The organism is Amycolatopsis sp. NPDC104819 (genome assembly GCF_055583145.1).
On record NZ_JBVJON010000001.1, the window covers coordinates 133,120 to 144,802 of the forward strand.

Annotated in this window: 13 protein-coding genes; 11 read left to right on the forward strand and 2 right to left on the reverse strand. The window is 68.2% G+C overall.

Annotation, left to right across the window (positions count from 1 at the left end; genetic code table 11):
* Positions 1-3: 3 nt before the first annotated feature.
* On the forward strand, positions 4-900 hold the full coding sequence (locus tag ACZ63E_RS00685; RefSeq protein WP_465333253.1) for a phosphotransferase family protein: 897 nt from the start codon (positions 4-6) through the stop codon (positions 898-900).
* On the opposite strand, the gene ACZ63E_RS00690 is transcribed toward ACZ63E_RS00685, so the two are convergent.
* On the reverse strand, positions 859-2,229 hold the full coding sequence (locus tag ACZ63E_RS00690) for a hypothetical protein (protein ID WP_465333255.1): 1,371 nt from the start codon (positions 2,227-2,229) through the stop codon (positions 859-861). The genes ACZ63E_RS00685 and ACZ63E_RS00690 overlap by 42 nt on opposite strands.
* A 229-nt stretch (positions 2,230-2,458) precedes the next feature.
* On the opposite strand from ACZ63E_RS00690, the gene ACZ63E_RS00695 reads away from it, so the two are divergent.
* Positions 2,459-2,659: a hypothetical protein gene (locus tag ACZ63E_RS00695; protein WP_465306470.1), complete on the forward strand. Its 201-nt coding sequence runs from the start codon at positions 2,459-2,461 to the stop codon at positions 2,657-2,659.
* Here ACZ63E_RS00695 and ACZ63E_RS00700 read toward each other — a convergent pair.
* Positions 2,656-3,009 carry a GntR family transcriptional regulator gene (locus tag ACZ63E_RS00700; RefSeq protein WP_465333257.1) on the reverse strand — a complete coding sequence of 118 codons (354 nt, stop codon included), beginning with the start codon at positions 3,007-3,009 and terminating at the stop codon, positions 2,656-2,658. The two genes, ACZ63E_RS00695 and ACZ63E_RS00700, sit on opposite strands and share 4 nt — an antisense overlap.
* A 143-nt stretch (positions 3,010-3,152) precedes the next feature.
* On the opposite strand from ACZ63E_RS00700, the gene ACZ63E_RS00705 reads away from it, so the two are divergent.
* From ACZ63E_RS00705 to ACZ63E_RS00745, 9 genes are all read left to right on the forward strand, one after another.
* Complete coding sequence (locus ACZ63E_RS00705) at positions 3,153-3,386, forward strand: hypothetical protein (protein WP_465333258.1); 234 nt, start codon at positions 3,153-3,155, stop codon at positions 3,384-3,386.
* 91 nt (positions 3,387-3,477) lie between these two features.
* Positions 3,478-4,266: an ABC transporter permease gene (locus ACZ63E_RS00710; RefSeq protein WP_465333259.1), complete on the forward strand. Its 789-nt coding sequence runs from the start codon at positions 3,478-3,480 to the stop codon at positions 4,264-4,266.
* Positions 4,266-6,434: a P-loop NTPase family protein gene (locus tag ACZ63E_RS00715; RefSeq protein ID WP_465333260.1), complete on the forward strand. Its 2,169-nt coding sequence runs from the start codon at positions 4,266-4,268 to the stop codon at positions 6,432-6,434. Before ACZ63E_RS00710 ends, ACZ63E_RS00715 begins: the two co-directional genes overlap by 1 nt.
* A 137-nt stretch (positions 6,435-6,571) precedes the next feature.
* Entirely contained in the window at positions 6,572-6,856 is a 285-nt protein-coding gene (locus tag ACZ63E_RS00720) for a hypothetical protein (RefSeq protein WP_465333262.1), read from the forward strand.
* Positions 6,857-6,884: 28 nt separating this feature from the next.
* Entirely contained in the window at positions 6,885-7,415 is a 531-nt protein-coding gene (locus tag ACZ63E_RS00725; RefSeq protein WP_465333264.1) for a hypothetical protein, read from the forward strand.
* Positions 7,415-8,980 carry a DUF3631 domain-containing protein gene (locus ACZ63E_RS00730; protein WP_465333265.1) on the forward strand — a complete coding sequence of 522 codons (1,566 nt, stop codon included), beginning with the start codon at positions 7,415-7,417 and terminating at the stop codon, positions 8,978-8,980. The genes ACZ63E_RS00725 and ACZ63E_RS00730 overlap by 1 nt, the downstream gene beginning before the upstream one ends.
* Positions 8,981-9,211, forward strand: a complete 231-nt coding sequence (locus ACZ63E_RS00735; protein ID WP_465333267.1) for a helix-turn-helix domain-containing protein — start codon at positions 8,981-8,983, stop codon at positions 9,209-9,211.
* Positions 9,195-10,388 (forward strand): site-specific integrase, encoded by a 1,194-nt coding sequence (locus ACZ63E_RS00740; RefSeq protein WP_465333269.1) that lies wholly within the window; start codon positions 9,195-9,197, stop codon positions 10,386-10,388. The genes ACZ63E_RS00735 and ACZ63E_RS00740 overlap by 17 nt, the downstream gene beginning before the upstream one ends.
* 365 nt (positions 10,389-10,753) lie before the next feature.
* The coding region (locus tag ACZ63E_RS00745) for a pentapeptide repeat-containing protein (protein WP_465333270.1) at positions 10,754-11,683 on the forward strand (930 nt) is incomplete at its 3' end.

Below are 11,683 nucleotides of genomic sequence, written 5' to 3' on the forward strand. Positions count from 1 at the left end.
CTGATGACCACGACGAAGGCCTTCACGTCCGAGCGGACACAAGCCGTCTTCGAAGCTGCGTGCGCCTTCGCAGGTCTCGACGCGGCCGGCGCCAAGCGGGTCCGGTTCGGGGAGAACGCCATCTTCCGCCTGGCGGATGCCTCGGCTGTGGTCCGCGTCGGGCGCTCGATCCCGGCAGCGACGAAGGAAGTGCTCGTCGCCGGCTGGCTCGTGGAGAACGCGTTCCCTGCTGCTACGTCGTTGCGCGGCGCCGAACAGCCGTTCATCGAAGACGGGCTACCCGTCACGTTCTGGACCTGCCTCGAAGAGGACGACACCCCCATCACGCCGGCGGAGTTCGGGAAGCTGCTCCACGACCTGCACGCACTCCCCCACCCGACGGACTTCCGTCTGCCGGCGTTCTCCCCGATGCCGAAGGTCGAACCACGCCTCCAGGCTCTGAAGGGCAAGCTGCCTGAGGCAGACCTCGACTTCCTGCGCGAGCGATACGAGGAACTGTCGGAGAAGTTCCAAGGCCTTGAGTTCCCGCTTCCCGCCGGCCCCGTGCACGGCGACGCGCACCCCGGGAACGTCATGCGCGCGCCCGACGGGACGCTGAACCTGATCGACTTCGAGGACTTCGCCTTCGGGCCACGCGAGTGGGACGCAGCCGTGCTTTCGGTCCGCCACCAGGCGTTCGGATGGGCCTCCGAAGCCGAGTACGACTCGTACACCGAGGCGTACGGCTTCGATCCGATCAGCTGGGACGGTTTCGCCGTCGTCAGGGCGACGCGCGAGTTGAACATGACCATGTGGCTCTCGCAGACCGTCGACGAGTCCACCGAGGTAAAAGCCGAGGTGCAGAAGCGGATCGCCGACCTACGCGACGACCAGGCGCCCCGTCACTGGAAGGTGTTCTGACGGCAGGTGGATGCTGGCGAAGTCGAGGAACTCCTTCACCAGCGGGTCGCCGGCGTGCCCGCCCAGCCGACCGCGGAAGTCGTCGAGGTACGACAGAACGCGGAAGGACTTCAGCTTGGCTGCCGTCTCGACAACGGACCTGGCCACGTCCAACGCCTCTTCGAGGTTCCCACCCTGGAGGTGCGCCGTGGCCAGGACGGTCCGGCAGAACGAGAGGCTCCTGACGTAGGTGGACGCCGAGACCGAGATGGACGCGGCGGCGTGGTGGTTCGCCAGCTCGGCGTTCCCGATGTCGCGGAAGCAGTGCGCGAACTCCGCGTGTAGCTCGGCTTCGTCGAAGTAGTGAATCCACTCGGGGTCGTTCCCCCGGTTGCCTTGACCGTGCCAACGCTCGGCCGTGAGCAGCGCGGCAGTGACGTCCTCCTGCCGGCCGAGCGACGCGAGAGCCCTTGCTTCCATCGCGTGGAAGAGCGCCATCGTCGTCGGGGTGGCGTAGCCGTTGGCGCCCTTGTACGCAGCTCGCGCCAGGTCGACGGCGCGTTGGAAGTGCCCGAGGAAGTTCGCCTGGTGTGACATGCCCGCGAGGATTCGGCCGCAGAGCGGCTTGTCGCCGGCAGCCTTCGCCAGGCGGAATGCCTGAGTCAGGTATCGCTGCGCGAGTCCGTGCGCGCCCGTGTCATACGCGGTCCAGCCGGCGAGCCGCGTAAGGGCCGCGACCTCCCGGAAGTACTCCCGGCCGACCGGGTCGTGCGGCGACACATGGCCGATGTTCGGCAAGATCTCCTGGTCGAGGAACGACGCGACGAGCGACTTCGGCCGGCCGCCGCCGTACTTGTAGTCGAAGCTGCTGAACATCGCGGTTGCCTCGCGAACCGCCTCGACGTCGACGACGGTGATCGAGCGCGGCTCGGCCGGCTGCCGCAATCCTTCGTTGTCGGAGTCGGTCAGCCAGCGGATGACCAGGCCGCTCCATGCCTCCGGCACGACGGCCAGCGGGCCGACCCGCTTCGGCGTCCGCAACTCGAGTTCGGTGATGGCGCCCAGCGCGACCAGGCTGTGTGCGATCTCTTCGGGGTATTCCAGGCCGAGGTCATCCGACGCGGTCTCAGCTCCGCCGCCGAAGCCGAGCTCCTCCAGGCCGACGGGCCGACCGAGCAGCTCGCCGAGGACGCCAGCGATCAGCTGGCAGGTGCGCGGGTGCGGCTTCGTGCCGTCGAGCCAGCGTTTGACCGACACGTGGTCGGCGCTGACCAGCTCGCCGCCGTCCTTCTGGCTGCGTTCGCGCACACGGCGGGCGAAGCCCTTGTTCGTCGCCCCCGCCTGTCGCATAACCGCAGCTAGAAGTGCGTTCGGCTGCTTCCCCTTGTCGACCACCGGTACCTCCGAAGGTCATTAAAGCACCCCCCGTGCACCCCCCACGTGCAAAAACGCACCCCCACGTGCACACTGCTGCACCCCCGCCCTTGCGCGGTTTCCTGTGTTCATCAGCGACAACGCCGGATCGAAACACCGAGCCGGACCGGCCTCCCGGGCCAGTCGCAGACGAAAGGAGACCGTTGTGGCGAAGAGCAACTTCCCGGTCATGAAGAGCGGCGGCGGCATGCTGTGGAAGGTGGTCGGCCTGCTTCTGGGGCTCGCCGCCATCGTGCTGGTCGTCAAGCATCCGGCCGACTCGGCTCGGTGGGTCAGCGGCCTTTTCGGCGGCGGGGTCGACGTCGTCGACAGCGTGGCGACGTTCCTGAGCAACCTGTTCGGCTAGCCGGCATCCAGCTTCCGCTCGATCTCGCCGAGACGCTTCCTGATCTCGGCAATGGCCTGCCAGACCCGCTCGTCTCCTGAGGCCTCGGAGCGGGCGGCGGCATCACCTTCGACCGGCTGGGTGCGGACGAACGAGCCCTTGCCGTGCCGGATCACCACCAGGCCCTCTTCCCTGAGGTGGGCAACGGCGCTCTTGGCCGTGTTCACCGCGACCCCCCAGGTATCGGCCAGTTCCTGGTAGGTCGGCAACTGGGCTCCCGGGGCGTACTCCCCCGACAGGATCGCGGTCCGGAGACCGCCGGCCACTTGCAAGAACGGCGCACGCGGGTCGTCCGGGTTCAGGGATGCCATACCACCAGCGTAGGCCAAGTCAGTTGGCTAAGTCAGTTCTCCCAAGTCAGTTGACACAGTTAATAGACAGGACTTACGTTGAGTTCCGGCCGACACCGGCCGCTCCCGGGCGGGAGACCTACAAGTCGTTGGAGTTCACACCAATGGATGACCTCATCCCTTTGCCCAGCTACGCGCCGGACGGACTGACCGAGTCGGACATCGACGCGATGATCGCCGAGTACTTCGTGACGGCGCTCGACCGGGAACCGGCGAACACCGGCCCGGCGCCGATCGCGGATCGCGCCGCGACGCATCGACACGTCCGGCGCATCAGCCGCCAGAACGTCAGCTCGACCCTCCGAGGTCGGCCGGACTGCCCCGGCGCGGCTGCTTGAAGTCGCCCCGGCCCGGCGAACGGAACCGCCAAGAACCACCCGCCGGACCGGGCTTCTCCCAACCACTTCGAACCCAGTCAGGAGAACACCCATGGTAGGGCTCGACACGCCCACGAACACCCGAAGCGCGTACCCCGCTTCGGTCGCCGACCTCTTGCCCCGCGTCCGCAAGCTCGCCGCGGACCTGGGTGAGCTGCCCTCACGGAACCGGATCAAGGCCGAGTTCAAGGTGGGCGCACCGAAGGCGCGCGCCATCCTCGCCGCGCTGAACGAGGACGCCGACACGAAACCCGTGCGAAAGCTGCACGCGGTGACCGAACCCGCCGAGGTCGAGGAACCGGCTCCGGCGTTCGAGACTCACAAGGGACCGACCGCGGACGACGAAGAGCCGCAGGTCAGGGCCACCGCGGACCCGGGCGCAGAGGTGGGAAGGGCGCAGCGAATCAAGCTGTGGCCGGTGCTCCTCCTGGCCCTACCTGCGTTCGTCGCCGTCTGGAGCGGCTGGGTTGGTCTCGGCAGGCTGACCGGGTTCGGCCCGATCCAGCTCCTGCCGGGCATCTGGGACCACCTGACGATCAACTCGGCGATCACGCTCCCGATCGGGGTCGAGACCTACGCGGCGTTCGCCCTGCGGGTCTGGCTGTCCCCGGCGACCCGGACCCACCGGGTTCGCAGCTTCGCGAAGTGGTCAGCCCTGGGCTCGCTCGTCCTCGGGATGCTCGGCCAGGTCGCCTACCACCTGATGTCCGCCGCGGACGTCGAACGCGCTCCCTGGCCGGTGACCACGCTCGTCTCCTGCCTGCCGGTGATCGTCCTCGGCTGCGGCGCTGCCCTTGCACACCTCGTGCGCGACACCACCGACCAGGAGGTGAACGACTGATGAGCACCAACGAATCGCACGGCGGCCGCGTGATCGCGTTCCCTAGCACGCCTTCCGCGGAGGCCGACCCGTTCGTCATCGACGCCGAGCCCAGCGACGAGACCGCGGAGCAGTCGCCGATGGTCTCGGTGGACCGCCCGGTCACTGACGGCTCGTCGTGGCTGGACCGGCTCCGCTCGCAGAACCGCCAGGCGATCATCCCCAGCTACCTCAAGTCCACGGCTGACGCGAAGGACGCCGCGAAGTGGGTGGGGAAGCACTACGCGCACAAGGTCGGGTACCACGCAACCCGTTCGCCGCTCTACGCGCTTCGACTCGCGGTGCGCTCTCCGCGCGGCCTTCTCCTCCTGCTGGCAGCAACAGGCCGGTACGTGACTGATGCCGAGGGGCGCCCGGCCCGCTCGGAGACGGCGACAGCCGACAAGGCCGACCTCTACCTGAAGCTGTCGCAGCAGCGAGACCGGCGAGTCGTCCTCCGCCTCATTCAGCTCGGGCTCGTGTCGACGGTCGGCCTGGTCCTGGTGTTCACATTGCCGAACGTCCTGCCGGAGTGGGTGATCTGGGCTTGCGGCGCTGTCGCATTGGCCCTGCTGGGGAAGCTCGGGTCGACACGAGACAACCCGGTGGTGTCCTCTCGGGCCGTCCTGGCCACGCAGGTGCAGAAGCTGACGAGTGACAACGTCGTTCAAGCTCTCTCGGTACTCGGCGTCGCACGCATCAACCAGGCGCTCGCCAAGGACCCGAACGCGATCGGCTTCACGGCGCCGATCACGCGCGACGGGCCGGGTTGGCGCGCGGACGTCGACCTGCCTCCGGGCGTGACGGTCGCCGAGGTGGTCGAGCGCCGCGCCAATCTCGCGTCGGGTCTCGGCCGGCCGCTGGGGTGCGTCTGGCCGGAGGGCAACGCCGAGGTCCACCCGGGGCGCATGGTGCTGTGGGTCGGCGACCAGGACATGTCCAAGTCGCGTCAGCCCGCTTGGCCGCTGCGGAAGCCTGGCACCGTCGACCTGTTCAAGCCCCAGCCGTTCGGCACCGACCAGCGCGGCCGGTGGGTGGACGTCACCCTGATGTTCATCTCCATGGTGATCGGCGCGATCCCGCGGATGGGCAAGACGTTCACCCTCCGAGAGCTGCTGCTGATCGCCGCGCTGGACCCGAGGGCCGAGCTGCACTCGTTCGACCTCAAGGGAACCGGCGACCTGTCGCCGCTGGCGCCGGTCTCCCACCGGTACCGCGCCGGCGACGAGCCGGACGACATCGCCTACGCCGTCGCCGACCTGCGGGCGCTCGCCGACGAGCTGCGGCGGCGCGCAAAGGTGATCCGCGAGTTGCCGAAGGACCTGTGCCCGGAGAACAAGGTCACGCCGGAGCTGGCCGGCAAGAAGTCCCTCGGTCTGCACCCGATCGTGATCGGCGTCGACGAGTGCCAGAAGTGGTTCGAGCACCCCGACCACGGCGCGGAGATCGAGGAGATCTGCACCGACCTCGTGAAGCGCGGCCCAGCGCTGGGGATCATCATCCTCCTGGCCACGCAACGACCGGACGCGAAGAGCATCCCGACCGCGATCAGCGACAACGCCGTCATGCGGTTTTGCCTCAAGGTGACGGGACAGCAGGCGAACGACATGGTTCTCGGCACCTCGTCGTATCGAAACGGCATCCGAGCCACCACGCTGTCCTTTCGGGACAAGGGCATCGGATACCTGGCTGGCGAAGGCGACGAGCCGCGCATCACGCGCGGCGTCTACATCGACGGCCCGGACGCCGAGAAGATCGCTGCTCGCGCTCGTACAGCACGGCTCGCGGCCGGACGGCTGACCGGCTACGCCGCCGGCCTCGACCTCACGCCCGAAGAGGACGAGGACACGAACACCTTGCTCGCCGACGTGCTGACCGCGATCGGCGACGCCGAGAAGGCGTGGTCGGAACGCATCGTCGATCGGCTCGCCGAGCTGCGTCCGTCGGTCTACGGCCCGTGGGCCGAACTGCCGACCGGAACGGCTAAGGCAACCCAGCTCTCCACCGCGCTGAAGCCGCTGGGGATCACCACCAAGCAGGTGTGGGGCAACGACGCCGACACCGGCAAGGGCGCCAACCGGATGGGCGTCAAGCGCGAGTGGATCGCCGACGCACTGACCGAGCGTGATCGGAACCGCAAGAGCGGCTAACTCCCGCAGGGCTCTAGGCCTAGAGCCTGTTCCCTCTAGACCTAGAGCCCTCCCTGGACCGTCACAACACCGCTGATCAGCGCCCTAGTACCTAGAGGCGCGGGCCGAATGCGGCCGAAACAGCCCCGGAGGCTCCGTTGAACACCCTCATCAACCCAACCGCCTTGATCCTCCTCCTGCTCACGATTGTCACTCTTGGTTACTCGTGGTCGTGCGCGGTCTACCCGTACAAGCCGTGCCGTTCCTGCCGGGGCTTCGGCCATTTCCGCTCGCCGCTGCTCCGCGCGATCCGGCTGTGCCGCCGCTGCAACGGGACCGGCCGCACGCTCCGCGCCGGGCGCCGCGCCTTCAACGCCTGCCACCGCGCCCGCCGGTCGTACCGCGATCTCCGCGACCGCGACCGCCGCGACGACAACCGCTGACTTGCAGCTCGACCGAAAGGCCATACCCATGAAGACCACGTTGCTCAACCCCGAGCGTCAGTTCCTCGGCTGCGTCATGCAGGTTCGTATCGCGGCCGCGCGGCGGCTGCTCGCCGGGATGCGCGCCGACGACTTCGGCTCACCGGTGGCCGCGTACGTGCTCCAACTCGTCATCGAACTGGTCGCCGCGGACCAGTCGCCGACGCCGATGGCCGTGCTCGACCACGCTCGGGAGAAGACTCAGGCGGAGCTGCGTTCCGGCCGGGCGAACCGCCTGCACCACGTCGGTCTCTGGATCGTCGAGACCTATTCGGACGGTCCCGTCCTGCCGCCGGCGTACTACGGCACGTGGCTCAAAGCGCTTGTCCTGAAGGACGCCTACCGCCGCGCCGTTCGTGAGCACGCCGTGCGCTTGGTCCAGGCCGTCGACAGCGACTCGGCGACGGACGTTCTCCGTCGCCGTCTCGACGACACCGAACAGCTCGACGACCTCTGGCGGCGCTACCGCGAGGCCGGAGGCGACGACGAACCGACCACGCGCCTGGAGGTGGCTGCCTGATGTCCGAACTCGACGACACCCTGTCCGTAATCGACTTCGTGATCTCCGACGAGCCAGCGCCCCGGTGTCAGCAGTGCGGCCGACCGCGCGGTGACTCGCCGTCCGGCGACTTCTGCTCGGAGAACTGCCAGCGCGTGTGGCGCGGCCGCCACACCGCGGCCAAGCCGACAGAGGACGGCGGCGCCCAGCCGAGCCGGACACTGCCGGAGGCCGCGCCGGTCAACCCGCTCACTTGGCTCGGCCCGGCACCGGCCGGAGCCTTCGCGAAGCCGGGTCACGAAGTCCTCGACGCAGTCGTGACGTTCGTGTCGCGCTTCTCGGCCTTCGCCAACGAGCACGCCGCGCCGACGCTCGCGCTCTGGTACGCCCACACCCACGTCGCCGAACGGCTGTACGTCACGCCGAGGCTGATCCTCGACTCGGCAGAGCCGGGGAGCGGGAAGACGCGGGTACTGGAGGTCGCGCAGTACCTCGTCGCCAAGCCGGAGATGACGATCAGCATCACCCCGGCCGCGATCTTCCGCATGCTCGCCGACGGACCGATGACGCTGCTGTTCGACGAGATCGACGCTGTGTTCAACCCGAAGACGGGCGGGAACAATGAGGACCTCCGCGCGCTGCTGAACGCGGGCTACAAGCGGTCGGCGACCGTGACGCGGTGCGTCGGCGACGCCAAGAGCATGAACGTGACGCGGTTCCCGGTCTACGCGCCGGTCGCGCTCGCCGGGATCGCCGGCGGGATGCCGGACACGATCACCACCCGGGCGATCACCGTGCACATGCGCAAGCGCCGCTTTGACGAAGTCGTCGAAGAATTCATTGAGGAGGACGTCGAGCGCGAGTCGGCGCCGGTGCGCGGCGAGCTGGCTGGGTGGGTCGGTCGCGTCGCCGACGAGGTGAGCCGCGCTCGACCGGACCGGCCGGACGGTGTGCGTGACCGTGCCGCGGAGATCTGGCGCCCGCTGCTCGCCATCGCGGACGCGGCCGGCGGGCACTGGCCGGAGACCGCGCGCAAAGCGTGCCGGCACTTCGTGCTGGAGGCCAACGCACAACCCGTCTCGATCGGGGTGCGGCTCCTGGCGGACGTCCGGCAGATCTTCACGGTCGAGAACACCGACCGCATGGTGACGGCCGAGCTGATCCGCGAGCTGCACGCCATCGAAGACGGCCCGTGGACCGACGTCCAGGGCAAACCGCTCGACAGTCGCCGCCTGGCGAAGGAATTCGACCGGTACTTGGTCCGGCCCAAAGACCTGAAGGTCAACGGCAAGGCGCTCAAGGGCTACCGGATCGACGGTGACGGCGGGCTCGCAGACGCGTGGAGTCGCTACCTGCCCCCGCTCGAAACACCCGCGACCTCCGCGACCAGCGCTACCTCGCAGGTCGGGACCACATACGGTCCGCCGGACTCGCCTGGCCCTGCCGCGACCTCCGCGACCAGCGCGCGAGCCGGGGTCGCGGATGGTCGCGGTGCTCAAGGACTGCGCACACCCCCGCTGAACAGCCCGGTCGCGGAGGTCGCGGAGGTCGCGCCCACCAAGGCGGACGACGTGGAGGAGGGATAGATGAACACCGAACGCACACCGACCACGGTGCCTGAGCGGCTTCTCTACACCGTCGACGATGCGCGACGCCTGCTCTCGCTGAGCCGCACGGTGATCTACGAGCAGATTCGCGCCGGCCGGCTCAAGACCGTCAACGAAGGGCGAGCGCGGCGCATCCCGGTCCAGGCCATTCAGAAATACGTCGAACTTCTCATCACCGAAGCGGGAGGCAGCTATGCCGAAGGCGCGTAGCAACGGAGACGGCGGGCTGTTCTGGTCCGAGCCCCGGCAGCGGTGGATCGCCGAGCTGACCGTCGGTTGGCGACCGAACGGCAAGCGCATCGTGCGCAGGGGCAGCGGGAAGACGAAGACGGAAGCCAAGGCGGCGCTCGACCGCCTGTTGGAGCGCCGCAAGGAAGGCTCGGCGACCGCGGTCGGCGGGCTCACGGTGACGAAAGCCGTCCGTGATTTCCTCCGCCACGGCTTGAACGGCCGTAGCACCGCGACGGTGGAGAAGCTGACCATCCTGGCCGAAACCCACATCATTCCGTCGCTCGGCGCGCGGGTCCTCTTGGACCCGCGGCAGACGAACGAACTGAGCGTTGACGACATCGACGCCTGGTTGGAGGAGAAGGCGGAAGTGCTCGCCACTCGCACACTGCACGATCTCCGATCGATCCTCCGACGCTCGATCAACCGAGCGGCGAAACGACCGGAGGGGAAGGGGATTCGGAACGTCGTCCTGCTCTGCGACGAGCTTCCCACCGGCCGTGACGGGCGGCGATCGAAGTCCCTGACGCTTGCGCAAGCTGTGGCGGTACTCAGCACTGCCGAAGCCGAGGACTCGACATACGGCGACTACACGGTGGTCTCGCTCTTGACTGGAGCGCGGACCGAGGAAGCTCGCCCGCTCGCGTGGTCGGAGGTCGACCTGGTCGGGAAGCCCGAAGCGGAGCCAGCGATCCCTCCGCACGTCAACGTGTGGCGATCGGTGCGGGCCGGCGGCGACACGAAGACCAAGAAGTCGCGACGGTCCCTCGCGCTTCCGGGCCGAGCTGTTGACGCGCTGAAGCGCCAAAAGTGCCGTCAGAAGCAACAGCGCGAGTCGGCCGGCAACCGGTGGCACGAACACGGGATCGTGTTCGCGTCGGACGTCGGGACGGAACTCGACGCGGCCAACGTCCGGCGTGGTTTCCGTCGAATCTTGAAGATCGCTGGCCTTGAGCCCAAAGACTGGACACCGCGTGAACTCCGGCACAGCTTCGTGTCGCTGCTCTCCGACAGCGGGCTGACGATCGAGGAGATCTCGCGCCTCGTGGGGCACGCCGATACGAAGGTGACCGAGCTGGTCTATCGCCATCAACTGCGGCCGGTGATCCAGGACGGCGCGAAAGCGATGGACGAGATCTTCCCGGACTCGGCGGCCTAGCCACTCCATCAAACACGCAGGTCAAGGGCCGGTTCGAGAACCGGCCCTTGACCGCCGACTCCCGCCCCCGGTGTAGCACTGGGTCTCCCGGCGACGACTGAACGTACGTGACGACGTGGAAGCCAACGCTGCCTCGCTTGCCCGCTTTGGACTGGGCGCCAGCGCGCGGGATACTGCTGCTCAGCGGGACCGCGCTACTGGCTGGGACGACAGTGCTGTTCGGGTGGGTCGACTGGTTGGCGTTGGGCCGATGGGCGCGCCCGAACGCGGTGCCGCTAGTTCTGTTCACGGCGGCCGGCGCCGGTTTAACCGCCGCCGGCTGGCGGCTACGTGGGCAGCAGGCGCCGCGGACACGAGCCTCGGGAATGAGCTGGTGGGTCGTCACTGCTGCCGCCATAGCGGTGGTCGTCGTGGCCTGGGTCGCGACCAACTGGCTACTCGGTGAGGCAACCGCGGCAAAGGATCCAGGTGCCGCACGGGTCGACGCGATCAAGACCGGGCTCGGCATCGGCGCCGGCACCACGGGCATCTTCGCGCTCCTGCTGGCAGTGCGGCGACAATGGCACAGCGAGAGCGACGCGACCGAGAAAAACGTCACCGAGCTGTACACCAAGGCCGCCGACCAACTCGGCTCGGCTGAGGCACCGGTGCGCCTCGCCGGCCTCTATGCCCTCGAACGGCTCGCCCACAGCAACCCAGGGCAGCGACAGAGCATCGTCAACGTCATCTGTGCCTACCTGCGCATGCCCTACACGCCGCCCGGCCCCGAACCGACGACCGACAGCGTGGACCATCAGGAGCGGACCCAGGAACGCGAAGTCCGACTTGCTGGCCAACGTATTCTCGGCGATCACCTTGCCCCGCAGAATCGCCGGAAGTTCTGGGACGACATCGACATCGACCTCACCAATGCGTACGTCGTCGACTTCACCCTAGAGAACTGCCGACCACGAAATGGCCGCTTCGTAGGCGCGACCTTCACCGGCGACGCCTCGTTCCGCGGAGCGACCTTCACCGGCGACGCCTGGTTCAGCAACGCGACCTTCACCGGCAGCGCCTGGTTCAGCAACGCGACCTTCACCGGCAGCGCCCGGTTCAACGACGCGACCTTCACCAGCGGCGCCCTATTCGGCGACACGACCTTCGCCGACGACGCCTGGTTCGACGACGCGACCTTCGCTGACAGCGCCTCGTTCAGCAACGCGAGCTTCACCGGCCGCGCCCGGTTCAACGACGTGACCTTCACCGGCGACGCCCGGTTCAGCAACGCCACCTTCACCGGCGACGCCTCGTTC